20 protein-coding genes and 2 pseudogenes are annotated in these 26,957 nt (G+C 70.8%); 11 read left to right on the forward strand and 11 right to left on the reverse strand.

The features are described from left to right. Nucleotides 1-315 precede the first annotated feature (315 nt). Both purD and MME74_RS02335 read right to left on the reverse strand, forming a co-directional pair. The gene (gene purD / locus MME74_RS02330; RefSeq protein WP_267417056.1) at nucleotides 316-1,593 is read right to left on the reverse strand and encodes a phosphoribosylamine--glycine ligase; all 1,278 of its coding nucleotides are present in this window, start codon (nucleotides 1,591-1,593) and stop codon (nucleotides 316-318) included. 65 nt (nucleotides 1,594-1,658) lie between these two features. Continuing rightward, entirely contained in the window at nucleotides 1,659-2,333 is a 675-nt protein-coding gene (locus MME74_RS02335; protein WP_267417057.1) for an NUDIX hydrolase, read from the reverse strand. A 72-nt stretch (nucleotides 2,334-2,405) separates the two neighbouring features. Here MME74_RS02335 and MME74_RS02340 point away from each other — a divergent pair, with 72 nt between their 5' ends. Then, nucleotides 2,406-2,870 carry a hypothetical protein gene (locus tag MME74_RS02340; RefSeq protein ID WP_267417058.1) on the forward strand — a complete coding sequence of 155 codons (465 nt, stop codon included), beginning with the start codon at nucleotides 2,406-2,408 and terminating at the stop codon, nucleotides 2,868-2,870. Between the two features lie 3 nt (nucleotides 2,871-2,873). Continuing rightward, nucleotides 2,874-3,242, forward strand: coding sequence for a sterol carrier family protein (locus tag MME74_RS02345; protein WP_267417059.1), 369 nt, complete (start codon nucleotides 2,874-2,876; stop codon nucleotides 3,240-3,242). A 37-nt stretch (nucleotides 3,243-3,279) separates the two neighbouring features. Here MME74_RS02345 and MME74_RS02350 read toward each other — a convergent pair. After that, nucleotides 3,280-3,486: pseudogene (locus MME74_RS02350) on the reverse strand (VOC family protein); the annotation flags it as partial. 43 nt (nucleotides 3,487-3,529) lie between these two features. On the opposite strand from MME74_RS02350, the pseudogene MME74_RS02355 reads away from it, so the two are divergent. Continuing rightward, nucleotides 3,530-3,826 (forward strand): annotated as a pseudogene (locus MME74_RS02355) (MarR family winged helix-turn-helix transcriptional regulator); the annotation flags it as partial. Between the two features lie 17 nt (nucleotides 3,827-3,843). Here MME74_RS02355 and MME74_RS02360 read toward each other — a convergent pair. Genes MME74_RS02360 through MME74_RS02370 form a run of 3 tightly spaced genes read right to left on the reverse strand, consistent with a single transcriptional unit; the run spans nucleotide 3,844 to nucleotide 6,790 of the window. Beyond that, nucleotides 3,844-4,623, reverse strand: coding sequence for a heme ABC transporter ATP-binding protein (locus MME74_RS02360; RefSeq protein WP_416383331.1), 780 nt, complete (start codon nucleotides 4,621-4,623; stop codon nucleotides 3,844-3,846). After that, a complete protein-coding gene (locus MME74_RS02365; protein WP_267417061.1) occupies nucleotides 4,614-5,687 on the reverse strand; it encodes a FecCD family ABC transporter permease in 1,074 nt (357 codons plus the stop codon). Before MME74_RS02365 ends, MME74_RS02360 begins: the two co-directional genes overlap by 10 nt. After that, complete coding sequence (locus MME74_RS02370; RefSeq protein ID WP_267417062.1) at nucleotides 5,684-6,790, reverse strand: heme/hemin ABC transporter substrate-binding protein; 1,107 nt, start codon at nucleotides 6,788-6,790, stop codon at nucleotides 5,684-5,686. The genes MME74_RS02365 and MME74_RS02370 overlap by 4 nt, the downstream gene beginning before the upstream one ends. A gap of 208 nt (nucleotides 6,791-6,998) precedes the next feature. Between MME74_RS02370 and MME74_RS02375 the strand changes: the two genes are divergently transcribed. Together MME74_RS02375 and MME74_RS02380 are read left to right on the forward strand one after the other, a co-directional pair. Further along, a complete protein-coding gene (locus MME74_RS02375; protein WP_267417063.1) occupies nucleotides 6,999-11,177 on the forward strand; it encodes an HtaA domain-containing protein in 4,179 nt (1,392 codons plus the stop codon). Nucleotides 11,178-11,289: 112 nt separating this feature from the next. Next, a complete protein-coding gene (locus MME74_RS02380) occupies nucleotides 11,290-11,607 on the forward strand; it encodes a potassium transporter Trk (protein ID WP_267417064.1) in 318 nt (105 codons plus the stop codon). A gap of 3 nt (nucleotides 11,608-11,610) precedes the next feature. Here the strand turns inward: MME74_RS02380 and MME74_RS02385 are convergent, their stop codons facing one another. Then, entirely contained in the window at nucleotides 11,611-12,216 is a 606-nt protein-coding gene (locus tag MME74_RS02385; protein ID WP_267417065.1) for a zinc-binding alcohol dehydrogenase, read from the reverse strand. 86 nt (nucleotides 12,217-12,302) lie between these two features. On the opposite strand from MME74_RS02385, the gene purM reads away from it, so the two are divergent. Genes purM through MME74_RS02400 form a run of 3 tightly spaced genes read left to right on the forward strand, consistent with a single transcriptional unit; the run spans nucleotide 12,303 to nucleotide 16,207 of the window. Beyond that, nucleotides 12,303-13,418, forward strand: a complete 1,116-nt coding sequence (gene purM, locus MME74_RS02390; RefSeq protein ID WP_267417066.1) for a phosphoribosylformylglycinamidine cyclo-ligase — start codon at nucleotides 12,303-12,305, stop codon at nucleotides 13,416-13,418. 6 nt (nucleotides 13,419-13,424) lie between these two features. Continuing rightward, nucleotides 13,425-14,897, forward strand: coding sequence for an amidophosphoribosyltransferase (gene purF, locus MME74_RS02395; protein WP_267417068.1), 1,473 nt, complete (start codon nucleotides 13,425-13,427; stop codon nucleotides 14,895-14,897). Continuing rightward, nucleotides 14,894-16,207, forward strand: coding sequence for a CynX/NimT family MFS transporter (locus MME74_RS02400; RefSeq protein ID WP_267417070.1), 1,314 nt, complete (start codon nucleotides 14,894-14,896; stop codon nucleotides 16,205-16,207). The genes purF and MME74_RS02400 overlap by 4 nt, the downstream gene beginning before the upstream one ends. A 50-nt stretch (nucleotides 16,208-16,257) precedes the next feature. Here the strand turns inward: MME74_RS02400 and MME74_RS02405 are convergent, their stop codons facing one another. The 3 genes from MME74_RS02405 to MME74_RS02415 all read right to left on the reverse strand — a co-directional run bounded on the left by MME74_RS02405 (nucleotide 16,258) and on the right by MME74_RS02415 (nucleotide 18,032). Beyond that, nucleotides 16,258-16,770 carry a hypothetical protein gene (locus MME74_RS02405; RefSeq protein WP_267417071.1) on the reverse strand — a complete coding sequence of 171 codons (513 nt, stop codon included), beginning with the start codon at nucleotides 16,768-16,770 and terminating at the stop codon, nucleotides 16,258-16,260. Between the two features lie 66 nt (nucleotides 16,771-16,836). Beyond that, nucleotides 16,837-17,529: a zf-HC2 domain-containing protein gene (locus tag MME74_RS02410; protein WP_267417072.1), complete on the reverse strand. Its 693-nt coding sequence runs from the start codon at nucleotides 17,527-17,529 to the stop codon at nucleotides 16,837-16,839. Then, entirely contained in the window at nucleotides 17,526-18,032 is a 507-nt protein-coding gene (locus MME74_RS02415) for a sigma-70 family RNA polymerase sigma factor (protein ID WP_267417073.1), read from the reverse strand. Before MME74_RS02415 ends, MME74_RS02410 begins: the two co-directional genes overlap by 4 nt. A 92-nt stretch (nucleotides 18,033-18,124) precedes the next feature. On the opposite strand from MME74_RS02415, the gene MME74_RS02420 reads away from it, so the two are divergent. Then, nucleotides 18,125-18,574, forward strand: a complete 450-nt coding sequence (locus MME74_RS02420) for a DUF2231 domain-containing protein (RefSeq protein WP_267417074.1) — start codon at nucleotides 18,125-18,127, stop codon at nucleotides 18,572-18,574. 3 nt (nucleotides 18,575-18,577) lie between these two features. Here the strand turns inward: MME74_RS02420 and MME74_RS02425 are convergent, their stop codons facing one another. Next, nucleotides 18,578-19,612 carry a LacI family DNA-binding transcriptional regulator gene (locus MME74_RS02425; RefSeq protein WP_267417075.1) on the reverse strand — a complete coding sequence of 345 codons (1,035 nt, stop codon included), beginning with the start codon at nucleotides 19,610-19,612 and terminating at the stop codon, nucleotides 18,578-18,580. 94 nt (nucleotides 19,613-19,706) lie between these two features. Here MME74_RS02425 and MME74_RS02430 point away from each other — a divergent pair, with 94 nt between their 5' ends. Both MME74_RS02430 and MME74_RS02435 read left to right on the forward strand, forming a co-directional pair. After that, the gene (locus tag MME74_RS02430) at nucleotides 19,707-21,527 is read left to right on the forward strand and encodes a glycoside hydrolase family 35 protein (RefSeq protein ID WP_267417076.1); all 1,821 of its coding nucleotides are present in this window, start codon (nucleotides 19,707-19,709) and stop codon (nucleotides 21,525-21,527) included. A 229-nt stretch (nucleotides 21,528-21,756) separates the two neighbouring features. Continuing rightward, a complete protein-coding gene (locus MME74_RS02435) occupies nucleotides 21,757-26,943 on the forward strand; it encodes an endo-alpha-N-acetylgalactosaminidase family protein (protein WP_267417079.1) in 5,187 nt (1,728 codons plus the stop codon). Nucleotides 26,944-26,957 lie beyond the last annotated feature (14 nt).

Genomic DNA, 26,957 nt, shown 5'->3' on the forward strand with positions numbered 1-26,957 from the left:
CCGCTGTCGAGTGCACGTGATGTCGCCGGGTGCACGGGGTATCCGCGTCGAGAAGCCGTGCACTCGTCGAGAAGCTGTGCTTCCGGCGCGGCGCTCCCCGCGAGCGATGCTGCCGCGAGCGTGCAGCCGCACCGCGTCGTGTCCCCGGGCCCCGCTGTCGAGTGCACGTGATGTCGCCGGGTGCACGGGGTATCCGCGACGACGAGCCGTGCACTCGTCGAGGAGTCGTGCTCCCGGCGCGGTGTCGCGCGTGGGCTCGGCGAGAAGCCGTGGGCTCGGCGAGGACGCGCGGCGGCGCGGCCGGGGGCGGCGGGGCTACTCGGCGACGCGGGCGGCGATGTCGGTGCGGTAGTGGGAGCCGTCGAGGCGGATGCGGCCGATCGCCTCATACGCACGGTCGCGGGCGGTGCGGAAGTCGGAGGCGACGGCGACCACGTTCAGCACCCGACCGCCCGTGGCGATGAGCGATCCGCCGGGAGCATCGGGACTCGCGGTCGCGGCGTGCACGAGGCGGACGCCCTCGACGGCGGCGGCATCCGCGAGGCCCTCGATCGGGCGACCGGTCTGCGGCGCCTCGGGGTAGCCCTCGCTGGCCAGGACGACCGTGATGGCCACGTCGTCGCTGAACACGGGCTCAGGCTGGTCCTCGAGCGTGCCGGATGCCGCGGCGAACAGCAGCTCGGACAGCGGGGTGACCAGTCGCGGCAGCACGATCTGCGTCTCGGGGTCTCCGAAGCGTGCGTTGAACTCGATCACGCGCACGCCGGCCGGGGTGAGGATCAGGCCGGCGTAGAGGAGTCCGATGAACGGGGTGCCCTCGGCGTCGAGCTGGCGCACCACGGGAAGGGCCACGTCACGGGTGACCTCTTCGACGAAGGCCTGCTCGCTGCCGAACTGCTCGGCCAGCCACGGCAGCGGCGAGTACGCGCCCATGCCACCCGTGTTGGGTCCGGCGTCGCCGTCGAGCGCGCGCTTGAAGTCCTGTGCGGGGCTGAGCGCGCGCACGGTGTCGCCGTCGCTCAGGAAGAACAGTGAGACCTCGGGGCCGGAGAGGAACTCCTCGATCAGCACGGCGCCGACCGGCAGGTACTGCTCGGCGTGGGCGAGAGCCTCGGAGCGGTCGGACGTGACGATGACGCCCTTGCCTGCCGCGAGGCCGTCGGCCTTGACCACGTACGGGGCGCCGAGGTCGTCGAATGCGGCCTCGACCTCAGCGGTGCTCGCGGCGCGGACGGCGCGACCGGTCGGCACGCCGGCGGCGTCCATGACCCGCTTCGCGAACGACTTCGAGCCCTCCAGCTGTGCCGCCGCCTTGCCCGGTCCGAACACCGGGATGCCGCGGACGCGGAGCGCGTCGGCGACGCCGGCGACGAGCGGGGCCTCGGGCCCGATGACGACCAGGTCGATCGCGTGCTCGTGGGCGAACGTCGTCACGGCGCCGCCGTCGAGCGGGTCGACCGAGACGGGGGTCGCATCCTGTGCGATGCCGGCGTTGCCGGGAGCGACGAAGATCTCGTGCTCCGTCTGCTCGGCCCGCAGGGCGAGGATGATCGCGTGCTCACGGGCACCGGAACCGAGGACGAGAATCTTCACCCGTCCAGACTACCGAGGACCGCGGCTCGGGTTTCGGCGGGATGACATGCGGGCACACGCGGGTGTCAGAGGGTGACCGGGCGCTCCACGGTCGCATCCCACGGCACGGTCCACCCGGCGGCGTCGAAGAGGGCGTCGAGGACCATCGCGGTGAAGCCCCAGACGATGGTGCCGTCGACGTCGAACGCCGGCCCGCGGAAGGTGTGGCCCATCCGGGTGATCGTCGAGGTGAACCGGGTGTCCGGGTCGAGCAGCTGCGCGACGGGTACGCGGAAGACCTCGACCGTCTCGGCGTGGTCGACCGCGACCACCCGCGAGGGCGACCGCCACCAGGCGAGCACCGGGGTGACCAGGTGGTTGCTCGCGGCCAGGGGGATCACGGGCAGTGTGGCCAGCACCTCGACGCCGCTCGGGTTGAGACCCGTCTCCTCCTCGGCTTCGCGCAGGGCCGTGTCGACGACGTCGACGTCCTCCGGCTCGACCCGGCCTCCGGGGAACGACACCTGTCCCGGATGTGAGGAGAGTGTGGGAGCGCGTCGCTGCAGCAGCACGTCGAGGTCGCGCGCGACGGCGGCGTCCGCCGTCGGGGCGGGGGTGTGATCCAGCACCCCGAACAGGATGAGCACGGCGGCATCGTGGGCGTTCTGCGGATCCGCGAGGGGAGGGATCCGGACGCCCCAGGAGTGGTCGGCCACGGCGGCGAGCAGATCGGCGCGGGCGCCCTGGGGATGCATGCTCATGGGTCTGAGCATAGGACTCGTCCGGGGTGGACGGGCCGGAGGCCGGACCCGTCCCGGAGGTAGGCTCACGGCATGAGGAGATGGCGAGGCCTGGTGCTCGGCGCGGTGCTGCTGACGGTGCTGAGCGGATGCAGCGCGACGCCCGAGGTCGACCCCGACGCCGTGCAGGAGTGGATGGCGACGCAGGATTCCACCGCGGTTCCCGGTTCTCTCGCGGGGATGACGGGACTCGCCTCCGCCCTCTCGGACTCCGTCGGCGGGGGTGGCGTCACCGTGTCGTTCGCCGAGCCACACCCCGTCTCGACCGTGCTGTTCGCGTGCTTCGGCCCGGAGACGATGAGCGCCGACGTCACGCTGGCTCGCGTCGATGCCGACGATGCGACGACGACCCAGACGATCCGCACCGATGACCTGATCTGCGACGGCGAGCCGCAGGGGATCGAGATGACGAGCGACGCGGCGACCACGGTCACCACGAAAGGTCTGAGCACGGATGCGGTGGGTGCCTGGTCGGCTGTCGTCATGGGTGAGGGCTGAGCTGTGGCCAGGAAGATCGACATCGTCGACGGGCGGTCGGCCCTCGACGCCGTGCGCGCGGCGAACGGCGCGGGGGACAAGCCCGCGCGCACCGATCTCGCCACCGCGGTGCGCTACCTGCTGCAGCTCCTCGACGAGAAGGCCCCGGGCAACAGCGTCGAGGTGCGGGTGCCGCCGTTCGGTGCCGTACAGGTGATCCAGGGGCCGCGGCATACCCGCGGCACTCCGCCGAACGTCGTCGAGATGGACGCCGCGACCTGGATCGCCGTCGCCACCGGGGTCGAGCCGTGGGCGGAGGCGGCCGCGTCGGGACGTATCCACGCGTCCGGTACCCGCGCCGACCTCGCCGACGTCCTGCCCCTGCGTCCGTAACACCGCCCGCCGGAGGTCCGCCGCCGGGCGTCCGTCGTCAGACGCGGTCGTGGAGGGTGACGTGGTAGCCGTCGGGGTCGGCGAACGTGAAGGTCCGGCCGAAGGGTCCGTCGATCGGGTCTGTGATGATCGGGTGCCCGTCCGCGAGCAGGGCATCGTGAATGTTCTGCGGATCCGTGGCGTGCAGCCAGATGGCGGCACCGATCCCGGGCTGGGTGACCGAGGTGAGATCGGTGCCGGTGACGGGCATGATGCGCTCCTTCGTTGTGTGTCAGTTTTCTGACAGGCTGTCGAACTCGGAACTCGCACGCGGGGCGTTCGTCACTCGGCAGTCGATGAACGTGCTGCTCCAGACGCTGGAGCGGGACGGGTTCGTGACCAGGCCGGCGGAGGCGCCGGTCGGGAAGGCCCTTCCCGCGCGCCTCACCCCCCGCGGACGGCAGAGCCTGGCGACCGCCAGTGCGGCCGTGCGCGCTGTCGAGGTCCGGATGCTCTCGGGCATTACCGAGAGCGAGCAGGCGGGCGCGCTGCGGAGCCTGAGGAGCATGATCCACTCCCTGCGGGACGGCGGCCGCGAGGGCTAGCCCGGATCGCGGCCGCGTCAGCGCCGAGCGACCACCAGCGGCACCCCGGTCGTCGGGTGCGGGAACACGTCGACGGCCTGCCCGTAGACCTGCTCGATCCGCTCGGCCGTGAGCACCTCCGCCGCCGTGCCCGTCGCCGACACCCGGCCGTCGGCGAGCAGCGTGACCCGGTCGGCGTGCGCGAGCGCGGCGTTGAGGTCGTGTAGCACGATCGCCACCGCGATCCCGGCATCCGCACGACCGCGGATCAGTCGCATGACGTCTTCGTGATGCTTGAGGTCGAGCGCCGCAGTGGGTTCGTCGAGGAGCAGGATGCCGGTGCTCTGGGCGATCACCCGGGCGAGGGCGACGCGTGCGCGCTCGCCGCCGGAGAGGGACGGGACCGCGCGAGCTCCGAGTGCGGTGACCTCGGTCTGCGCCATCGCGGACGCCACCAGGTCGTCGTCCTCCTCGGCGGCGGGGGTCCGGGCCCACGGCGTGCGCCCCATGCGCACGACCTGCTCGGCGCTGAAGGGGAACGTGACGGTGTTCTCCTGCAGGAGCACGGCGCGCTGCTGGGCGAGGGTGCGCGGCTTGACCCGGTCGATCGATCCGCCGTCGATCTCGACGGCTCCCGCCTGTGCGGTCACGTCGCCGGCGAGCACGCCGAACAGGGTGGACTTGCCGGCGCCGTTGGGGCCGACGAGCGCGTGGATCTCTCCGGCGTGGATCTCGATGGACGCGTCGTCGAGGATCGTCCGTCCTTCGCCGACGCGCACGGTGAGCCCCGCCCCGCGGAGCCGGACGCTCATGCCCATCCTCCCGAGCGGCGACGTGTGCGCACGAGCAGCCAGAGGAAGAAGGGCCCACCCACGAGAGAGGTGATCATGCCGATCGGCAGGTCGGCGAGCGGGACGGCCGTGCGCGCCACGAGGTCGGCGACGGCGATGAGCAGCGCGCCGCCCAGGGCCGAGGCGATCACGAGCGGCAGATGCGCCGGGCCGATCATCATGCGCATGAGGTGCGGCACGACGAGCCCCGCGAATCCGATGATCCCGGCGAAGGCGACGGCCGCGCACACCAGGAGGGCGACCGTCACGATGACGACGATCCGCAGCAGCTCGACGTTGACGCCCAGGTGTCGGGCGGTGCGCTCGCCGAGGGCGAAGAGATCGAGACCGGGAGCCACGATCAGCGCGACGACGACGCCGATGAGGACCAGTGGCGCGACGAGCTGGATGTTCGACCACAGGGCGCCGTTCAGCGAGCCCAACTGCCAGAACACGATCTGCTCGCGGGTCGACGTGGTGCCGAGGAACGTGAAGAAGGCCATGCCGGCGCCGGCGATCGCATTGATCGCGATGCCCGTGAGCAGCAGGGTCACGACCTCGGTGCGTCCGCCGGATCGGCTGATGAAGTACACCGAGAACACCGCGACGAGTCCGCCGAGGAAGGCGAAGGCGGGCGTGGTCCACATCCCGAAGGTCGCGAGTCCGAACGTGATGCTCGCCGCGGCCCCGAGAGCGGCACCCGAGGAGACGCCGACGACACCGGCATCCGCCAGCGGGTTGCCGAAGATCGCCTGCATGAGGACGCCCGAGACGGCCAGGGCGGCGCCGACGAGCAGCCCGAGCGCGATGCGCGGCATCCGCAGGTTGAAGATCACGCCGTAGTCGGTGGCGGCCGTCGGCGCCCATGCGGTGTCGACGCCGATGCCGCGCAGCAGCACGCCGACGAGCGCCGTGGGGGAGAGGTCGTACTGCCCGCTCGTGATGGAGATGACGCAGGTGACCATCAGGGCGATGACCAGGCCGACCGTCACGAGCGCGAACCGCAGCCCCCGGTGCCTCGTCGGTGTCGGGGTGACGACCTCGCCGGTCACTTCGCCGGCTCGGGGGCGTACAGGGCGCGGGCGAGAGCGCCGATGACGTCGGCCGTGCGGGGGCCGAAGCTCAGGATCTCGGCGTCGGCCATGTCGATCACACGACGGTTCGCCCCGGCCGGGGTCTCGGCGACGGCCGGGATCCGTTCGATGAGCCCGTCGATGCCGCCGACCGACTCGAGTCCGTCGGTCATCATCACGAGCACGTCCGGCCGCGCGGCGACGAGGGCCTCCGCGGTCATCGGCTTCATGCCCTCCCAGCCGATCTCGGCCGCGACGTCCACGCCGCCGACCGCGTCGATGAGCGAGTCCGCCCCCGAGTCCTCGCCGAAGATGTAGTACACGTTGGCGCTGCCTCGCACGTAGAGGAAGAGCATCCGTGCCCGGTCGGCCTCATCCGCGGGCACGACCTCGGCGATCTCCGCGAGCGTCTCGTCGACCGAGGCGTCGAGACGCTCGATGAGCGCCTCCCCGCGGCTGGGCACGCCGAGCGCGGTCGCGATCTCGGTCACCAGCTCGTCCGTGGTGTCGAGCCGGCGGTCGCCGGAGATCACGACGACCGCGATGCCGGCGTCGCGGAGCTGCTGCCGCACCTCCTTCGGGCCGATGGTCGTGTCCGTCAGGACCACGGTCGGGGCGAGCTCGAGGATGGCCTCGGCGTTGAGCGTGTGGCCGGTCTTCGTGACGACGGGCAGATCCTCGGTCCCGGCGAACACGGTGGAGGAGTCGCGGCCGACGACCTGGTCGCCCAGGCCGAGCGCGAAGACCGTCGAGGCGATCGTGCCGGAGATGTCGATGGGGAGGATGCGGTCGACATCGGTGATCTCGATCTCGCGGCCCTCGCTGTCGGTCACGTCCACCGGCAGCTGCGGAGCGGTGTCGTCGTCGACGGGCACGATCGCGTGGCTCGACAGGCAGGCGGTGGAGGGGCCCTGGTATCCGCGCACGTCGTCGATGAGGTCCAACGACGCGAGCGGCGTGGTGGCCTGCGGGCAGGTGTCCTCCGCCGCGGCGGGAGGTGCGGCGGTGGCTCCCGGCTCTGCGCAGGCGGTGAGGCCGACGGCGAGAGCGGCGACGAAGACGAGGGCGAGAACGCGACGCATTAGGCAAGGCTATCCTAAAACTTGACGTGCGCCGATCCGCACCTCTACGCTCTGGATTGGTGGCTTGCTTAGCTAAGCCTAACCAAAACCCTACCTTCGCCCGACTGCATTGCGGCACCGCCGGCACGCGTGCTCTTCAGCGTGCCCGGAGCCGTGGAGAATCGTGAACGCCACAGCCACAGCATCCACAGGGGGCGCACGCATACGCGTGCTGCTCGCCGCCTTCGTCTCCTTCCTCCTCATCGCCGCCGGTGCGGTGATCGTCCCGCCCGCGCACGCCGCGGGCGCCTCGATCGCGACCACCGTCGCCTCCGCCGGGGCATCCGGCGTGAGCGTGCAGGTGCAGGCGAACGGGCTGCCCGATGTCGAGGGCGCGTACGCGGCTCTCATCGTGAAGGGCACCGAGTCCGGACTCAGCGGCAACGGCGGCTACGCGGCATTCGTGATGCCGACGGTCGCCGGAGGGGCGAGCACGTTCACCCTCGACGCGCAGGCCGGCTCGCTGGACAGGACGAAGGCGTACGAGGTTCTGGTCTGGCAGAAGCACTCGAACCCGAGCGAGACCACGATCTACGGCCGCGGCGACGTCGCCGTGTCGGCCGGTCAGTGGGATGCCGTGTTCGGACCGCTCCCGACCGAACCGGGCGAGACGGACCCCGGCACCGACCCCGGCGAGACCGACCCCGGCACGGACCCGGGCGAGACCGATCCCGGAACCGACCCGGGTGAGACCGATCCCGGAACCGACCCGGGCGAGACCGACCCCGGCACGGACCCGGGTGAGACCACCCCGACCACCCCGTCGATCACGGTGTTCCTGGCCGACGGCACCACGCCCGCGGCTGGCTCCGCTCTCAAGGCCGGCGACAAGGTCGTCGTGAAGGGCTCGGGTTACGACCCGGCGGCGAACCTCGGAACCGAGGGTCGCGGCGTGCCGATCCCGAAGCATCTGCCGCAGGGCACGTATGTCGTGTTCGGCAACTTCGCCTCGTCGTGGCAGCCGTCCACCGGTGCCGCATCGGCGACCCGCTCCGTCGGATCGCAGGTGTGGGCGCTCTCCGAGGGCGTGCTGAACCAGGTTCCCGCGCAGTACCAGGGCGCGATCCGCTCGCAGTGGGTCGACATCGCCGCGGACGGCACCTTCCAGGCGACCCTCACCCTGAAGGATGCCGCAGCGGCCCCGGGCGCGTACGGCGTCTACACCTACGCGGCCGGCGGCGTGGTCAACGCCGCCCAGGAGCGCAGTGTCGCCCTGAACTACACCGAGACCGCCCTCGCCTCCGCGGCCGTGAAGTCCGCGACCGCGAAGGACGGGCTCACCGTCACCGCATCCGGTTCGAAGCTGGGCGCCATCACGGGCGCGTACGTCGCGGTGATCGAGAAGGGCACCGAGGCGGACGTGACCGGCAGCGGCGGGTTCCTCGCGATGCAGTACGTGCGACCGATCTCCGGGGGCGTGTTCAGCGTCGACCTGACGGCTGCGGCCGACAAGCTCGACCGCACGAAGGCCTACGAGGTCATCGTGTGGAAGCAGCACACGAACCCCGACGCGAGCACCATCTACGCCCGTTCGACGATCACCATCACCGACGCGCAGTGGGAGACCCTGCAACCCGCGCCGCTCACCCCGTCGATCGAGGTGTTCCTGGCCGACGGCACGACCCCGGCCGGAGCGACGGCTCTCAAGGCCGGCGACAAGGTCGTCGTGAAGGGCTCGGGCTACGACCCCACGGCGAATGTCGGCGGACGCGGGGTTCCGATCCCGAAGGACCTCCCGCAGGGCACGTATGTCGTCTTCGGCAACTTCGCCTCGGCGTGGCAGCCGTCCACCGGTGCCGCGTCGTCGACCCGGTCGGTGGCGGCACAGGTGTGGGCGCTCTCCGAGGGCGTGCTGAACCAGGTCCCCGCGCAGTATCAGGGTGCGATCCGCTCGCAGTGGGTCGACATCGCCGCGGACGGCACCTTCCAGGCGACCCTCACCCTGAAGGACGCGGCCGCGGCCCCGGGTGCCTACGGCGTCTACACCTACGCGGCCGGCGGTGTGGTCAACGCCGCCCAGGAGCGCAGCGTCGCCCTGAACTACGGCAACGCCGCGGGCCTCACGGCCACGGTGAAGGCGGCGACGGCGAAGGACGGTCTGACCGTCACGGCGGAGGCGTCGAAGCTCGGCGCGATCACCGGTGCGTACGCCGCCCTGATCGAGAAGGGCACCGAGGCGGACGTGACCGCCGGCGGCGGCTTCCTCGCGATGCAGTACGTGCAGAAGATCACCGACGGCGCGTTCAGCGTCGACCTGACGGCTGCGGCCGACAAGCTCGACCGCACGAAGTCGTACGAGGTGATCGTGTGGAAGCAGCACACGATGCCCGCCGCGGACACCATCTACGCGCGCTCGACCGTGCCGGTCAGCGAAGAGCAGTGGAACGCGATCCTCCCGGAGGGTCCGGCGCTCGGGGCGACCGTGAAGACGGCGACGGCGAAGGACGGTCTGACCGTCACGGCGGCGGCCTCGAAGCTCGGTGACATCCCCGGCGCGTACGTCGCGCTGATCGAGAAGGGCACCGAGGGGGAGGTGACCGCCGGTGCCGGGTTCCTCGCGATGCAGTACGTGCAGAAGGTCACCTTCGGCGCCTTCGCGGTCGACCTCACGACGGCGGCGAAGAACCTCGACCGCACGAAGTCGTACGAGGTGATCGTGTGGAAGCAGCACACGACGCCGGATGCCGACACCATCTACGCCCGTGGCGACGTGACGATCACGGACGCCCAATGGCGCGCGCTGTTCGGCGAGAAGCCCACGGACCCGAAGCCGCCGACGAAGCCGACGACCCCGCCGGCGAGCGTTCCCGGTGGCTCCCTCCGCTGGGCGATCTCCTCCTCGTTCGTGAACTACGTCACGGGCGGCATCGCGCAGGGATCGATCGCGGTCTCCGACGGGGCGACCCGATCGGGCGGACAGTTCCAGTTCGGACAGACGGTCGGCGGCGACTACGACCGGGCGACCGGCCTGGGCAGCGTCGTGTACCGCGGGTCGGTGCGGTTCACCGGACACCACGGTGTGCTCGACGTCACGGTCTCGAACCCGCAGATCCGCATCACCTCGACGGGCGCCGCGACCCTGTACGTGACGAGCGGCGGCGCCCAGGTGCCGTTCGCGACGCTCGACCTCTCGCGGTCCGCGCGCATCACGGCCAACGGCGCGGTGACGTACACCGCCGCTCCCGCGTCGCTGACGGCCGCCGGACGCGACAGGGTCCTGGCGGGCTACTCGACCGATCTCAACCCGGTCACGTTCACGATCGGCTCCGTCGCGGCGGCTCCGGCCGGGACGACGGGCACAGTGGCTGCGGCCGTCGTGAAGCCCAAGACGACCCTGCCGGCCACCCCGCCGGCATCCGAGGGCATCGACATCGACGCGGACAACCTCGCGGCGCTCGAGTCCGGGCAGTCGGCGACCATCTCCGCCCCGGGCTTCCAGGCCGGCGAAGAGGGCATCAAGGTCGTCGTGTACTCGACGCCCGTGCTGCTCGGAACCGTGACCGCCGACTCCGCGGGTGTCGCGACCTGGTCGGGAACGCTCCCCGCGGGCCTCGAGGACGGCGCGCACACGCTGACCCTGCAGGGATCGGTCGACCGCGGTCTGACGTTCACGCTGAACCGCGCGCAGACTCTGATCGGGGCCTGCACGGTGGAGGGCGCCACGCTCAAGTGGGGCTACAAGGAGTCGTTCCGCACCTATATCGAGGGCATCGCGAAGGGCGGCTGGACGCTGACCGACGTGGCCTACGAGTACCCGGACTACGTGTGGGAGAACGGCACCGGATCGTTCGACGACAAGGCCCTCACCGGCCTCGTCTCCTTCGGCGGGAGCATCACGTTCACGGGCCATGACGGCGCGCTGAACACGACCCTCGCGAATGCCGGCGTCGAGCTCGCCGGCGACAAGGGCTACCTCGTGTTCGACGTGACCGGCACCACGCAGGGCGGCGAGAGCATCGACCAGAAGGGCGTCCGCCTCGCGGAGTTCGCCCTCGGAGACGCCGCGGTCGTCGACGGGAAGCTCACGCTCGACGCGATCCCGGCCACGCTGACCGACGCGGGAGCGGCCGCGTTCGGCACCTACGCCGCCGGCGAGGCACTCGACCCGGTCACGGCGGTCATCCCGGTGAACGCCGACTGCGGCGTCGCCGAGGAGAAGCCGGATGCCGAGCCGGAGGTCGCCGCGGCGGTCACCGCCGAGACCGAGCCGGCGGAGTCCGAGGGTGCGCCGGTGTGGCCGTGGATCGTGGGCGGGCTGGTGGTCGTGGCGCTCGCGGCGACCGGCGGCGTGCTGATCGCGCGTCGCAACCGGAAGGACGAGACGGCCGAGACGACGACCGAGGTCTGAGTCGAGGCACATGACGAACGGCCCTTCCCGCGGCGGACGCGGGAAGGGCCGTTCCTCGTCCGCTGTCCGGACCCCGGTGCACGGCACCGCCCGGCGGTGGGACAATGGAGGCATGGCCCCCACCGATTCCCACCAGACCGTCGAAGCTACCGTGCGCCGTGTGCCGCGGTACGGCGTGCTCATGGGCATCGGCGTCGTGGTCGGCGTCATCGCGGCCGGCATCCTCACCTGGATCGGCAGCTACGAGGAGTCCCAGGCGCTCGACGTCGTCTACCCTCCCGGACAGGTCTTCGGCTTCCTGCTGCTGTGGACCGTGCCGATCGGCCTCGCCCTCGGCGGCGTCGTCGGGCTCATCCTCGAGCGGATCGCGCGCCGGCACGACCGCATCGTGCGGGTCGACCGCGAGACCGTCGTCGACGACGAGGACTGACCGCTACGCCAGCTCGGCGATCACCGGACGGATCGCGGCGTCGAACGCCACGACATCGCGGCGGAGGCCGTCGGTCACCGCGACCGTGAGCGCCCCGATCCACCAGATGCCGCGCTGCGAGAACGGCAGCACCTGCACGTTCAGCTCGAACGAATGCGCGCGGCGGCCGACCTCCCGCTCGAACTCGGCGATCGCGCTGGCGTAGGCGCGATACGCGTCGCCGCCGGTGTGACTCTTCATCGAGCTCACGTAGCGGTCGTGCGCGGCGTGGGCGTAGAGCAGGGCGGATGTCGCCTGCGGGGCGATGGCCGCGGCGAGCTCTTCCGCCCCAGTCGCCGGCAGGGCCACGAGCGTGTCGAACCCGTCGATGAGCTCCAGCGGGACGTCGGAGGGATGCGCCCGCGGCTCGACCGTCATGTCCCAGTACTCGCGCCACTGCGCCTCGACCGCGGGGGAGGCGTCCGTCGCATCCGGCGCTCGCACGGCCAGCTCCCGCAGCGAGGGGAGATCCTCCGGAGCGCGGATCCCGAGACGCTGCCGCAGCGCGAGCGCGACGAGCACCGGAACGCTCGCGTCTTCGCGGATGAGCCACTGGGGCTTGTCGGCCATGGCCCCATCGTAGGCGGCTCGGGGCCCCGGATCCGAGGACCGTCTTCGCGGAGAGTCGGGGCGACTCTGGGCGGTAGGCTGGAGGCGTGGCTGCCTCCCCCACCAATCCCTATTCCGAAGCCGGCGTCGACACCGCTGCAGGTGATCTCGCCGTCGAGCTGATGAAGTCTTCCGTGCGCGCGACGCACGGACCCGAAGTGCTCGGAGGTGTCGGCGGCTTCGCCGGCCTCTTCGACGCCAGCGCGCTGCGCGACTTCCGTCGTCCGCTGCTCGCGACCAGCACCGACGGCGTCGGCACCAAGGTCGCGATCGCGCAGGCGATCGACAAGCACGACACGATCGGCCAGGATCTGGTCGGCATGGTCGTCGACGACATCGTCGTGGTGGGCGCGAAGCCGCTCTTCATGACCGACTACATCGCCTGCGGCAAGGTCGTCCCCGAGCGCATCGCCGACATCGTCCGCGGCATCGCCCAGGCGTGTTCGGCCACCGGCACCGCGCTGGTCGGGGGCGAGACCGCGGAGCACCCGGGTCTGCTCGGCCCGCGCGACTACGACGTGGCCGGCGCCGCGACCGGTGTGGTCGAGGCTGACGCCATCCTCGGTGCAGAGCTCGTGCAGGACGGTGACGCGGTGATCGCGGTCTCCTCCAGCGGGCTGCACTCCAACGGCTACTCCCTCGTGCGTCACATCGTGACCCGCGCCGGCATCGGGTACGGCGACAACGCCGCCGACTTCGGCACGACCTGGGGCGAGGCCCTCCTCGAGCCGACGCGCCTCTACACGCTTCCGCTGCTGCGGCTGATCGACCAGCTCGGCGGCGGTGTGCACTCGCTCAGCCACGTCACCGGCGGAGGCATCGCGGCGAACCTCGCCCGCGTGCTCCCGCAGGGCAGCTGGGTCGACGTCGACCGCAGCACCTGGTCGCCCAGCCCGGTCTTCCGCGTGCTCAGCGACATCGCCGGTTCCACGCTGGAGTCCGCCGAGGGCACCTGGAACCTCGGCATCGGCTTCCTCGCCGTGGTCGCCGCGGAGAAGAAGGATGCCGCGATCGCGGCACTGAACGCCGAGGGCATGCCCTCGTGGCAGGTCGGGACCGTCGGCTTCGGGCCGCGTCCGGCCGGCGAATTCGAGCAGGGCGCCAAGGGCGTCGACGGTGGAGCGGTGCGCCTGGTCGGCGCCTACGCGGACGGAGCGAAGTAAGAGCCCATGTGCGGCATCGTCGGAATGGTGGGCTCTGCCCCGGTCAATCAGGACATCTACGACGCACTCCTGCTGCTGCAGCATCGCGGCCAGGATGCGACGGGCATCGCCACCGCTGAGGCGAACGGCGTCATGCACAACGCCAAGGCGCAGGGCATGGTGCGCGAGGCGTTCCGGACTCGCGACATGCGGGCGCTGCTCGGCAACGTGGGCCTCGGTCACGTGCGGTACGCCACGAAGGGCACCGCTTCGAACGAGGAGGAGATGCAGCCGTTCTACGTGAACGCGCCCTACGGCATCATCCTCATCCACAACGGCAACCTCACCAACACGCGTGAGCTCACGGCCGACATGGCCAAGCGCGACCGTCGCCACCTCAACTCCTCGAGCGACACCGAGCTGCTGCTCAACGTGCTCGCCGGCGAGCTGCAGAACACGACCTCGACCGTCGACCTCGACCCCGAGCGGGTCTTCGAGGCCGTGGCCCGCACGCATGAGCGCATCGAGGGCGCCTACGCCGTGATCGCGGTCATCGCCGGCTACGGACTGCTCGCCTTCCGCGACCCGTTCGGCATCCGCCCGCTGATCCTCGGTCGTCGCCCGTCCACGGTGCCCGGTGCCGAGGGTCGCGACGAGTGGGTCGTCGCGAGCGAGTCGCTCGTGCTCGAGAACGGCGACTACGAGGTCGTGCGCGAGGTCGAGCCCGGCGAGGCCATCTTCATCACCAACGACGGAGAGCTGCACTCCAAGCAGTGCGCCACGGCGGCGACGCTCGCGCCCTGCGCGTTCGAGTACGTCTACCTCGCCCGCCCCGACTCGGTCATGAACGGCATCTCGGTGTACGAGTCGCGCCTGCGCATGGGCGACCGTCTCGCCGACACGATCGCCAAGCACGTGCCGATGGACAAGATCGACGTGGTCATGCCGATCCCGGACTCGTCGCGCCCCGCCGCGATGGAGGTCGCCCGCAAGCTCGGCATCGAGTACCGCGAGGGCTTCTACAAGAACCGCTACGTCGGCCGCACCTTCATCATGCCGGGGCAGGCCGTGCGCAAGAAGAGCGTTCGTCAGAAGCTCAACGCCATGTCGACCGAGTTCCAGGGCAAGAACGTGCTCCTGATCGACGACTCGATCGTGCGCGGCACGACCTCCAAGGAGATCATCCAGATGGCGCGGGATGCCGGCGCCGCCTCGGTGGCCTTCGCCTCCGCGGCCCCGCCCGTGCGGCACCCGCACGTCTACGGCATCAACATGCCGTCGCGCCACGAGCTGATCGCCCACGGCCGGACGATCCCCGAGATCGCCGAGGAGCTCGGCTGCGACCACCTGGTCTACCAGGAGGTCGAAGACCTCAAGGCCGCGATCATCGAGGGATCGGTGCTCACCGATCTCGACATGAGCTGCTTCGACGGCCGGTACGTGACCGGCACCGTCTCGGATGAGTACCTCGCCTGGGTGGAGGGGTCGCAGACCTCATGACGATGCCGAGCGCACGACCGCTGTGGCACGGTCGGGCTCTCGCACTCGTGGGGATCGTCCTGGTGGCGTTCTCGCTGCGGTCGGCGGTCGCCTCCCTGTCGCCGGTCATCGACCACGTCGCCGAGGACTTCCCGGTATCGCCGGTCGTGGTCGGTCTGATCGGTGCCGCACCGCCCATCTGCTTCGCGCTGTTCGGCCTGCTCACCCCGCTGTTCGAGCGCCGCTTCGGGCTGGAGCGGATGGCGGTCGCCGCGATCACATTGATGGCCCTCGGCCTGCTGCTGCGCGGCTTCGCGGTGGATTCGACCAGTCTGCTGGCCGCGACCGTGGTCGTGTTCGCGGGCGTCGGATCGGGCAACGTGCTGCTCCCGCCGCTCGTGAAGAAGTACTTCCCCGATCGGCTCGGGGTCATGATGACCATCTACTCGACGACGATGGCGGTCTCGACCTTCCTCCCGCCGCTCGTCGCCGTGCCGGTGGCCGACTCGCTCGGCTGGCGCGTGTCGCTCGGGATGTGGGGCATCGTCGCGGGCATCGCGCTGGTCCCGTGGGTGGCGATGCTGCTGAAGAACGGCTCGCGAGCGGGCGAGCCGATGAAGACCGAGCTCCTCGTCCCCGATCCGACCGACGGCGTCAACGACATGCAGGACGCGGTGGCCGTCGCGACCGGCCCCATCTCGACCACGCCGGCGAACCGCCGGTACTTCGCCCGGCTGTGGCGGCTGCCCCTCGCCTGGGCGCTCGCCGTCGTCTTCGGGGCATCGTCGACGATGGCCTACGTCTCCTTCGCCTGGATGCCGACCATGCTCGTCGACATCGGCGGCGTGACCCCGGCGACGGCGGGCTTCCTGCTCTCGCTGTTCGCGCTGATCGGTCTGCCGTGCTCGCTGCTCGTGCCGATCCTCGTCGTGCGCTTCCAGGCGACCCGTCCGCTCTTCTTCGTGGCGGTCGGTGGCGGACTGGTCGGTCTCGCCGGGCTGCTGCTCGCGCCGACCGTCGCGCTGCCCCTGTGGGTGAGCATCTTCGGTCTCACGGCCATCATGTTCCCGCTGAGCCTCGTGCTGCTCAGCATCCGGGCCCGCACACCCGAGAGCGCCGTCGCGCTGAGCGGATTCGTGCAGAGCATCGGCTATGCCATCGCCGCGACCTTCCCCCTGCTGATCGGACTCCTGCACGAGACGACCGCGGGATGGCAGGTGCCGCTCCTCGTCATCGCGGGTGTGCTGATCGTCGCGATCCCCGCCGGCATCGTCGCTGGTCGGCGCCGCACGGTCGAGGACGAGTGGGAGCACCGGCACGGTCGCTGGTGAGTCCGCGAGGCGAGCCCGCGATCGCATGACCCCGCCGGTGCCCCGTCGTCTCAGTCGGCCATGCGCTCCCCGGCAGGGGAGAGCACCCACCAGATGCCGCCGACACCCTGCCCGTTGACGTCGCCGGCCGCGGCGTCGCCCGCGAAGTAGTAGAGCGGCCAGCCGTTGAGGGTCACCTGCTGGGAGCCGTCCGCCGTGGTGATGGTGCCGACCTCGCCGGTCACGCCCTGCACCGCGGGCGCGTCGCCCTCGGTGGTCAGCGGCGGCCAGTTGGTGAGGCACTCGCCGGTGCAGGAGCTCTCGCCCGAGCCCTGCGTGTCGGTGTCGAACATGTAGAGCGTCTTGCCGTCGGCGTCGACGACGATCTCGCCGAGCGTCGAGTCGGCGACCATCAGCGTGGTGGCGCCGGATGCCGCGCTCTCACTGGGCGCGCTCGACTCGGACGACTGTCCGTAGGCCCCGCCCGAGCCGCCGGAGCCTCCGCCGGGCGATGAGCATCCGGCGACGGCGAACGTCAGGAGCAGGGCGGCGACCGCCGCGGTCTTCGAGACTCTCGAGAGCATGGTGAAACCTCCTGTGCAGGACCGCGGGTGCGGTCAGGGGGTACACGAGAGGCGGCGGTGAAAGGTTCAGGGCGCGTCGACGGATGACCGCATGAGCACCTCGCCGGAGTCGACCGAGCGGATCTCGACCGTGGAGATGTCCGACGCCGGGAGCTCGGTACCGGCGCTCAGGCGCGCGGTGGTGCCCGGATGCGCCCGCCACGTCGACAGCACGCTCTCGGTGCCGTCCTGCGCCACCACGACCAGCGCGTACGCCCAGCCGTCCGCCGGGGCATGACCTCCGGCGCCGTATGTGCACGTCATGTCGATCCGGGTGCCCCAGGCGACGTCGGTGAGGCCGACGGTGGCGGTGAGCGGGGCGTCGATCAGCTGTTCCAGGGCGACCGTCGTCGTCGGCGGACGGAGCTGGGCCGACACGAGCGGCACGGCCACGGCGGCGACGACGATCGCCGCGGCGGCCGCGGTACCGGCGACCCACGCCCGACGGCGGCGACGGGCGCGCTCGGCGGCGAGGGAGAGCACGTGCGCGCGGTGCTCGGGTGCCGGAGCCTCGGCATCCGTCGCCCGCAGCAGCGATTCCGCCCGCTCGGGTGCCACCCGGGAGAGGAGGCCCGGCATCGGCGCCACCTCCGCGATGGCGGCACGGCACTCGGCGCACTGCGAGAGGTGCGCTTCGAACTCGGCGCGGTCGGCGGCGCTGAGGGCTCCGAGGACGTACGCGGCATCCCACTCGGCGTATCGCGTGTGGTCGGCGTTCATCGCGTCACTCCCTTCTCCTGCAGTCCGAGTCGCAGCGCGCGGAGGCCGTAGTGCAGCCTCGACTTCACGGTCCCCTCGGGGACCGTCAGCTCCTCGGAGATCTCGGCGACCGTGAGGCCCCGGTAGTACGCGCGGATGACGACGTCTCGGTGGGCTTCGGAGAGCGCCGCGAGCGCCTCCTCGATCAGGATCGCGTCGAAGATCGCGTCGGTGGCGTCGCGCACGGCGGACTCCGGCGGCTCGTCCATCGCGACCTCCCGGCGATGGTGGGCGCTGCGCGCCTCGTCGACGACCAGATGCCGGGCGACCGTGTACATCCAGGAACGCGTGGACTCCGGATCGTCGGCGAGGATGCGCGGGGTCCGCCAGGCACGCAGCAGGGTCTCCTGGACGACGTCATCCGCTCCCGCCCGATCTCCGGTGAGGTGCACGACGTAGCGCCAGATCGGCGCCGCATGCGCGTCGTAGAGCGCGCCGAGACGTGCCGCGTCATCCCTCGGCATCCGCCACCTCCTTCGGTTCCTCTCCGGAGACACGAGACAGGCGGGCAGAAGGTTCATCTGAACCCTCGACGCGTCGATCCCGTGTCCTGAGTATGGACCTCTTCGAGATCGCCGGGCTCCCCCTGCATCCGCTCATCGTGCACGCGGTGGTCATCCTCGTGCCGCTCACGGCGCTGGCGTTGATCCTGGGCGCGTTCCTCCCCGCTGCGCGGAAGAGGCTCGGCATCGTGACGCCGCTCGCCGCCCTCGTGGTGCTCGTGCTCGTGCCCATCACCATGCTCGCGGGTGAGGCGCTGGCGGAGCGGGTCGGTCCGGTGCCGGCGGTGCTCCATCACGCCGACCTCGGTCGACTGCTGTGGCCGTGGACGCTCGCGATGTTCCTGGTCGCGGCGGTGCAGTGGTGCTGGTACCGATTCGGCGCGGGGCCGCGCCGGGCGGCGCGGTGGATCGTCGCCGTGCTCGCGGTCGTGAGCGGCGTGGGCAGCACGGTGATGGTCGTGCTGATCGGCGAGGCCGGTGCCCGGGCGGTCTGGGGCGGATGAGGGCTAGCGCGCCGAGCGCGGCGGTGCGGTGGACGAGCGCACGACGAGCTGCGGATCGGTCGACGGCACCTCCCCGACGGCCTCCTGTCCCTCGATCTGGGCGATGAGACGGAGCGCGGCCGCACGACCCATGGCCTCGAACGGCTGCCGGACGGTCGTGAGCGCGGGGGAGGCGTAGGCGGCGAGAGCGATGTCGTCGACGCTCACCACGGAGACGTCCTCGGGAACACTGCGCCCGGCCTCGTGCAGCGCGCGGATCAGTCCGAACGCCATCTCGTCGCTGCTGACGAACACGGCCGTCGCCTCGGGGATCGCCGCGATGGTCCGACCGGCGCGGTAGCCGGACTCGGGGGTCCAGTCGGCGGGGATCACCGGCGGGGGGACGATGCCCCGGTCGCGGAGCGTCTGCTCCCACGCCTCGCTGCGCTGCTGCGTCTCGGTCCAGTACTCGTCGCCCGAGACGTGCCACACGGTCGGGTGCCCGAGGTCGAGGAGGTGCTCGACGGCGAGACGGGCGATCGCGCGCTGATCCACGGCGAGCGGCGCGTCCTCGTCGAGGGAGGTGCGCTCGCTGCGGGTCGCGGGCGTGCGCTCGGTGCGCGCGCGCATCGCCGGGCTCTCGAGCTCGACCGGGACGCCGAGGATGATGCCCTCCGCCCCCTGACGTTCGAGTCGGTCGAAGGCCTCCAGGAAGGCCTCGACGGACGCGTGGTCGGCGACCGCGGCCGTCGACACGGTGTAGCCGTTCGCAGCGGCAGCCTGCTGGATGCCGACGCCGAGGGCCGCCGACGAGTACCGGTCGGTGGAGACGACGATCACGCCCAGCACCCGGGTGCGCCCGGAGGCGAGCGACGCGGCGGCGGCGTGCACGCGGTAGCCGAGCTCCTCCACGGCCGCGAGGACGCGCCGGGCGGTGTCGGGGCGCACGTTGTCCTGCCCGGACATGACGCGGGAGACGGTCTGCGTGGAGACACCGGCTAGCTGGGCGACGTCGACCTGGCTGGGGGCGCGGTCGTCTCTCGGGCGGCGAGGTGACATGTGGTCAATGGTAGCGATCAATCGGCGGAAAACCAGGAGGCGGCGAGAAGTGTGATGCGATAATGTGAACGCAAACACTCGTGCTTGGAGCGCTATGCCTGACCTTCTCGCCTCGGCTCTCGACGGCTCTTCCGTCGCTACCGGAGCCCCGGCCGCCGCGTCGTCGATCGGCGCGCCCACCCTGATCTGGCGCGACGGGGAGATCCTTCGCGACGGCGTCTCCCACCGCATCCTCGCGGGGTCGATCCACTACTTCCGGGTGCATCCCGACCAGTGGGAGGATCGCCTCCGTCGACTCGCCGCGATGGGCGCGAACACGGTCGACACATATGTCGCGTGGAACTTCCACGAGCGCGTCGAGGGCGACGTGCGCTTCGACGGATGGCGCGACATCGAGCGCTTCGTCCGTCTCGCCGGCGACATCGGTCTGGACGTGTTCCTCCGACCCAGCCCCTACATCTGCGCCGAGTGGTCCAACGGCGGCCTCCCGTCCTGGCTCTCCGGCCGGGTCGCGGCGCTGCGCACCAGCGACCCCGACTTCCTCGCGGCGGTCGACGCCTGGTACGACGAGCTGATCCCCCGACTCGTCCCGCTGCAGGCCTCCCACGGCGGACCGATCGTCGCGATCCAGATCGAGAACGAGTACGGCTCCTTCGGCAGTGACGCCGCCTACCTCGCGCACCTGAGGGAGGGTCTCCGTCGCCGCGGGATGGTCGAGATGCTCACGACCGCCGACGGCATCACCGGCGACATGATCGAGCACGGCAGCGTTCCCGGCGCGATGGCCACCTTCACCTTCGGGACCGGGGTCGCGAGGGCGGTGGAGCTGCGCCGCGAGGGTGACGCGCTGATGTGCAGCGAGCTCTGGGGCGGCTGGTTCGACCACTGGGGTGAGCGCCACCACGTGCGCTCCGCCGCGAGCACCGGGGGCACGATCGCGGAACTGCTGGCGGCGGGCGGATCGGTGAGCCTCTACATGGCCCACGGAGGGACGAACTTCGGTCTCTGGAACGGCGCGAACCACGACCAGGTGCTGCAGCCGACGGTCACCAGCTACGACTCGGATGCACCGATCGGCGAGGACGGAACGCTCAACGAGAAGTTCCACGCGCTCCGCGCCCTGTTCGCGCCCTTCCATGCCGCCGAGCTTCCGGCTGTTCCCGCTGCTCCGCGGCGGCAGGGTGCGGCGACCGCGCCACTCGAGCCTCGGGCCGCTCTGCTGGAGCTGGTCGCGACGCTTCCCGTGACCGGCGACGTCTCGCCGAGGCCGCGCACGTTCGAGGCGCTCGGCGCCGAAGACGGCCTGGTCGCCTATGAGGCGGACGTGTCGTTCCCCGCCGACGCGATGCTCACGATCGACGGACTGCACGACCGCGCCGTCGTGTTCCTCGACCGACAGAAGCTCGGGGTCCTGGAGCGGGACCGCGACACGTCGCTGGCGCTGCCGGTCGACGGTGGAGCGGGTCGACTCACGATCGTCGTCGAGAGCCTCGGGCGCATCAACTACGGCCCGTACACCGGCGAGGGCAAGGGCATCATGCGCGGCGTGATGATCGGACGTCGACTCGTCAACGGATGGACGCATCGCCTCGTGCCGCAGGATGCTCCCGTGCCGGTTCCGGGTGGGTCCGCGGATGCCTCCGACGGCGTCGCCGTCGCCTCCTTCGGAATCGCGGAACCGCTCGACGCCTGGCTCGCCTTCCCCGGCGGGTCGAAGGGGATGGTCTGGCTGAACGGCTTCCTCCTTGGCCGGTACTGGAAGGTCGGTCCGCAGGAGACGCTCTACGCGCCGGCGCCGCTCTGGAGGGTCGGCCGCAACGAGATCGTGGTCCTCGACACCGACTGCCTCGGGTCGACCGTCGAGATCCGCGAGGAGCCGTCCTTCGGCGACACCGAGGAGTTCATCGGCTCCTGATCCGGAGCGTACAGAGAGCCGTCCCGCACGTGTGTGCGGGACGGCTCTCGTCGTCTCTTCGTGGGTGACTTTCGGCCAATGTTTGCGCTCGCGCGCCGATAGTGCTTGATATATCGTCTCCGCTCCTCATATTGTGATAGCGCAAACATCGCCGGAGATCGTCGATGATCACCTGCGACGCATCGGGGCGTCAGTGCTCCCGGGCGTCGCTCCGACCGAGAGGCAAGACGTGTCGAAACCCTCCCGACCGCCCCGCGCTGCCGTCGCCCTCAGCTCCGTGCTGGCGACGGCGCTCGCATTCGGCGGCATGCTCGCCCAGGCGCCATCCGCCCAGGCCGCGGATCTCATTCCGGTGCCCAAGACCGACTACCGCCTGCACGCGGTGTCGAGCGAGTCGGACCCCTATCCGGCTCCTCCGTCTCTCGACGGCACGGCCCTCGGGGCGTTCGACGGCGACTTCGCGACCCAGTGGACGTCGCGGTACGCGGCCAGCGCCCCGTTCCCGCACTGGATCGTCGTGGATCTGCAGCGGTCGCTTTCGGTGAAGGCCCTCGACTACTCGGTGAAGAGAGGGCAGGGAGTCGCCGCCAAGACCGTCGAGGTGTATGTGACGGACGACGCCGATGTCGCGCGGACCTCTCCCGCTGACGGCGGGTGGGGTGCGGCCGCGGGAGCGGCGACGTTGCACGCGCCGACCGCGAACGACGAGAAGCAGCGCATCACGCTCGACACCGCGAAGGACGGTCGCTACGTGGCCCTGCTCGTGATCGACGCGCAGGGGACCACCGGCGGCGGGGCCGGCGAGATCGAGGTCCTCTCCGACGAGCAGCTGCCTCCCATCGTCACCGAGCCCGAGGTTCCCGACACCGACGAGACCGTCGAGATCGCCGACGGCGGGACGACCGCCGTCGTCTCGACGGAGTTCCCCCGCATCGCGGCGTATCGCCTCGGGAGCGAGAGCATCGGCGGTCAGCGCACCTCGGCGAAGACCTGGTCGGTGAACGGGGCCACCTACGCGTCGGAGACCACGTCGACGGCTTCGGCCACCGGCGTGGACTACGTGTCGAAGCTGACCGGGATCGACGTCACCGTGCGCAGCAGCATCCGGGTCGCGAAAGACGGAACCATCGGGTTCGAGGTCACGGCCGTCGACGGAACCGCGACCGTGACCACGCTCGGTCTCCCGGACAACGCCTTCCTCTCCGCGAGCGCCGCGGATGCCGGGTCGGCACTCGACCGGACGGTGATCAGCCCCGACAGCACGAAGAACGCCGACGAGCACATCGCCGTGAACGCGTCGACGGCGACCGGACAGAAGGGGGCGGCCTTCGCCTTCCTCGGCAACGGCGCGCTCGTCGGCAGCGTGATCACCAACGCGACGACCCAGGCATCCGGGGGCACCGCCTCCTGGAACACGCGCCTGACCACGCGGGTGACCGAGGCGGCGGGACGCACGGCGGAGATCGGTTCCAGCGCGTGGCTGATCCATCCGACCACCGCCGTGGACAGCCGGGTGACCACGTACGCCCTGCCGAAGGTCACGGTTCTCCTCGCCGCCGATCGGAACGGCGACGACTCGGTCGACTGGCAGGACGCGGCGATCCGGTACCGCGAAGTCGACACCCCGCGTCTCGGCGCCGATCGGGTGGCCGAGCGCGTGGTCAGCCGTATCCCCTTCAACTTCGCCTCCAGCGCCACGAACTACTTCGACCTGGTGCTCGACAACACCAAGCGGATCGCGAACCAGACCGACGGTCTCGGACAGTGGGTGCTCAACAAGGGCTACGGCAGCGAGGGCCACGACTCGGCGAACACCGACTACGGCGGGAACTACAACGAGCGCGCCGGCGGCCTCTCCGACCTCAACAACCTCGTCGACGAGGGCGCGAAGCTCAACGCCGACATGAGCGTGCACGTCAACGCCACGGAGATGTACCCGCAGGCGAACGCGTTCGACTCCGCGATCATCGACGGTGCCGCCCCCTACAAGCCGGGGTGGAACTGGCTCGACCAGTCGTACTACATCAACCAGCAGGCCGACCTCGGCACCGGGCGGGTGCTCGATCGCTTCCAGCAGCTGCGCGACGAGGTGCCCGGCCTCAGCGGCGTCTACATCGACGTGTACTACTCCAACGGCTGGGTCGCCGAGGAGCTCGCGGACGAGCTGAACGGCATGGACCTCGAGGTCGCGACCGAGTGGGGTGACAAGTTCGTCGACAGCACGGTCTGGTCGCACTGGCCGAACGACCTGGCGTACGGCGGGAAGGAAAACAAGGGCATCAACTCCACCATGGTGCGCTTCATCCAGAACGGGCAGGCCGACGTCTGGAACGACGACGCCCTGCTCGGACAGCAGCGGCTGATCGACGCCGAGGGCTGGGTCGGCAACCGCAACTGGGACGGCTTCGTCGACAACATCTGGAAGCAGAGCCTGCCCACCAAGTTCCTCCAGCACTTCGACCTGCTCACGTACCGGGCAGGCGCCGAGGCGACGCTGACGGATGACGTGGCGGTGCGCATGGACGGGAGCACCAGAGTCGTCACGATGGACGGGGCGACGGTGCTGCGCGGCGACTCGTACCTGCTGCCGTGGCAGTCGCTGGACTCGAATGAGGACTCCGGCTCGCCGGTCGACGCCGACAAGATGTACTTCTACTCCGCAACGGGAGGCGAGAAGACGTTCGGTCTCACCGACGCCTTCCGCGGCAACACCGCCTTCGACGTCTTCGAGCTCGGTGACCAGGGGCGCGTCAAGGTCGGCACGGCCGACGCGACCGGCGGCGAGCTCACACTCAGCGGTGACAAGGGCACGGCCTACGTCGTGGTGCCGCAGGGCGGCGCCCAGCGCGCAGCCGTCGAGTACCACGACGCCGGCCTCGACGACCCGGGGTTCAACTCCGGTTCGCTCGATGTGTGGAACCCCCGGGGCGATGTGACGATCGAGCGCACCGACCTCGGCAGCGCGAAGAACGAGTCGCGCGGCGACAACATCGCCGTGTTCGGTGCAGCCGCGTCGTCGATCTCCCAGCGGGTGACCGGGCTGGAGCCGGGCGAGCGATACGCCTTCTCCGCACAGGTGCAGATCGATCCGACCGCGACCCGCGACGTGAGCGTCTCGGTCGATACCGGCTCAGGTGCCGCCACCCGCACGTGGAACCTCTCCCCGACGTACAACTACATGCGCGCCGATTCCAAGGCGGGCCAGTACTACCAGCGCGGTTCGACCTCGTTCCTGGCTCCGGCATCCGGCGAGGTCACGGTGTCGATCGGTGCGGTCGCGGGGGAGTCGAAGGTCCGCATCGACAACGCCCGTGTCGCGGCCGACACCACGTCGCCGTTGGCGGCCGGCACGGTGTACTCGAACGACTTCGAGGGCGACGAGGCGGGCTGGGGGCCGTTCGTGAAGGGCGACGCCAACGGCATCGACGACCCGCGCACGAGCATCTCCCGTCGTCACGACCCGTACGCGAGCAGTGACTGGCGCAACACCGCCAAGCCGTTCGATGCGGGGCCGCTGGCCGGGCTCGCGGTGGACACGACGCTGACCGGCGACCACTCGCTCATGTCGCACTCCGAGAACAACGGGGTCGTCTACCGCACCGATCCGACGCTCGTCCCGCTGCAGGCCGGGCACTCCTACCGCATCGGCTTCGACTACCAGGTCGGCGCGAGCGGGGCGTACCGCTGGTTCACCGGGACGGATGCCGTTGCGGGTGGCAAGGTCACCTCGACCACGCTCAGCCGCACCGGGATCACGCAGGCGCTGGAGACGGCCGAGTTCTCGCAGGACGTGATCGTCGGATGCGGCGACTACACCTGGGTCGGCCTCGAGCGGGTCGGCGGACCGGACGTGGACTTCGTGTTGGACGACTTCACCGTCACCGACCTCGGCCCCACGACCGGCGGCACGCCCTGCGCGACCGTCTCCGGCGAAGCAGGCGTCCTGAGCCCGGGTGCGCAGACCGCGTTCACGACCACCTTCACCAACAGCGAGTCCCTCGCCGTCGAGAACATCGGCGTGCAGCTCGAGGTGCCGGAGGGCTATGTGGTCGAGGTCGCCGACGGCTCGTCGAACCTGTTCGCGGAGGTCGCGGCCGGTGACAGCGTGAAGACCACCTGGCTGGTCACCGCGCCCGCGGCGGCCGCCGGCTCGACCGTCGGGATCGGGATCGCCGCGACGTACCTCGCGGACTGCGATGTGCGCACGGTCACCACGACGCAGGAGGTGTCGGTGTCGAAGCGAGCCCGCATCCCCAACGCGCAGATCTCCGCAGCGGCGAGCTCCGAGGAGACGTCGGGCGAAGACGGCGCGGCCGCGAACATGCTCGACGGCAACGCCGGCACGTTCTGGCACAGCCGGTGGAGTTCGGCCGCCACGTCGTATCCGCACGTGCTGACATTCGACCTCGGTGCTGCCGAGCAGGTCGACGGCATCTCGTACCTGCGCCGCGGCGCCAACCAGAACGGACCGATCAAGGGGTACGAGGTCGCGGTGTCGACCGACGGACAGGCGTACACACCCGTCGCCTCGGGTGAGTGGAAGAACGTCGCCGAGTGGCAGGACGTGGACTTCGCGGAGACCACGGCTCGCTACATCCGGGTCACCGCCACGTCGTCGATCTCGGGCACGCAGTTCGCCGCCGTCGCCGAGATGGCCGTGTACGGCTCGTCGGCCGCGCAGGGCGGGCATGCCGCCGAGAAGCGTCCGGCCGATGACCTGAGCGCATGCAACCCGGAGATCGACCCGAAGCTCGGGCTCGATGCCGACTCGGTGCGCGCCGGGGAGACGGTGGGCATGGCGCTCACCGGCTTCGCGCCGCGATCGACCGTCTCGGTGTGGCTCGACGACGTCAAGCTGACGGATGCCGCGGTCGACGCGAAGGGTGCCTTGACCACACGTCTGCTGATCCCGGCGAATGCCTCGGTGGGGAAGCATCGCGTGATCGTGCAGGACGCGTCGAACGCCGAACTCGCCAGCGCGCCGTTGAAGGTCAAGAAGGCGAAGCCGGGGAAGAAGGCGACCGTCACGGCATCCATCGGCTCGGTCGTCGCCGGGTCGAGCGTGACCGTGCAGCTGAGCGGATTCGAGCGTGACGCGCTGGTGCAGCTGTGGCTGCACTCCGAGCCGGTGCGCCTCGGTGAGGTGACCGTCTCGGCCGACGGCGATGCCGTGGCGACCGTCACGATCCCGGCGGCGACGCCGGCGGGTGCGCATGCGCTCGTCGCGACGGACGCCCTGGGCGTCGAGCTGGCGAGGGGTGACCTCGCGGTCACGGCGGCGCCCGGGACCGGGAGCGGGGGAGACCTCGCGACGACCGGCGTCGACGGAGCCGTCTGGGCAGGGGCGGCGCTCGCGGCCCTGGCCGCGATGGGCCTCGGCCTGACCCTGTGGATGCGGAGACGCCGCCACAGCTGACCCGCTGACGCAGA

It is taken from the genome of Microbacterium oxydans, assembly GCF_026559675.1.
In the GTDB taxonomy this organism is placed as follows: domain Bacteria; phylum Actinomycetota; class Actinomycetes; order Actinomycetales; family Microbacteriaceae; genus Microbacterium; species Microbacterium oxydans_D.

Coding starts and splice junctions, on each gene's coding strand:
- MME74_RS02335 (WP_267417057.1), bottom strand. CDS start 2,333: ATGAGCATGCATCCCCAGGGCGCCCGCGCCGATCTGCTCGCCGCCGTG.
- MME74_RS02340 (WP_267417058.1), top strand. CDS start 2,406: ATGAGGAGATGGCGAGGCCTGGTGCTCGGCGCGGTGCTGCTGACGGTG.
- MME74_RS02360 (WP_416383331.1), bottom strand. CDS start 4,623: ATGGGCATGAGCGTCCGGCTCCGCGGGGCGGGGCTCACCGTGCGCGTC.
- MME74_RS02370 (WP_267417062.1), bottom strand. CDS start 6,790: ATGCGTCGCGTTCTCGCCCTCGTCTTCGTCGCCGCTCTCGCCGTCGGC.
- MME74_RS02380 (WP_267417064.1), top strand. CDS start 11,290: ATGGCCCCCACCGATTCCCACCAGACCGTCGAAGCTACCGTGCGCCGT.
- MME74_RS02385 (WP_267417065.1), bottom strand. CDS start 12,216: ATGGCCGACAAGCCCCAGTGGCTCATCCGCGAAGACGCGAGCGTTCCG.
- purF (WP_267417068.1), top strand. CDS start 13,425: ATGTGCGGCATCGTCGGAATGGTGGGCTCTGCCCCGGTCAATCAGGAC.
- MME74_RS02400 (WP_267417070.1), top strand. CDS start 14,894: ATGACGATGCCGAGCGCACGACCGCTGTGGCACGGTCGGGCTCTCGCA.
- MME74_RS02405 (WP_267417071.1), bottom strand. CDS start 16,770: ATGCTCTCGAGAGTCTCGAAGACCGCGGCGGTCGCCGCCCTGCTCCTG.
- MME74_RS02410 (WP_267417072.1), bottom strand. CDS start 17,529: ATGAACGCCGACCACACGCGATACGCCGAGTGGGATGCCGCGTACGTC.
- MME74_RS02415 (WP_267417073.1), bottom strand. CDS start 18,032: ATGCCGAGGGATGACGCGGCACGTCTCGGCGCGCTCTACGACGCGCAT.
- MME74_RS02420 (WP_267417074.1), top strand. CDS start 18,125: ATGGACCTCTTCGAGATCGCCGGGCTCCCCCTGCATCCGCTCATCGTG.
- MME74_RS02425 (WP_267417075.1), bottom strand. CDS start 19,612: ATGTCACCTCGCCGCCCGAGAGACGACCGCGCCCCCAGCCAGGTCGAC.
- MME74_RS02430 (WP_267417076.1), top strand. CDS start 19,707: ATGCCTGACCTTCTCGCCTCGGCTCTCGACGGCTCTTCCGTCGCTACC.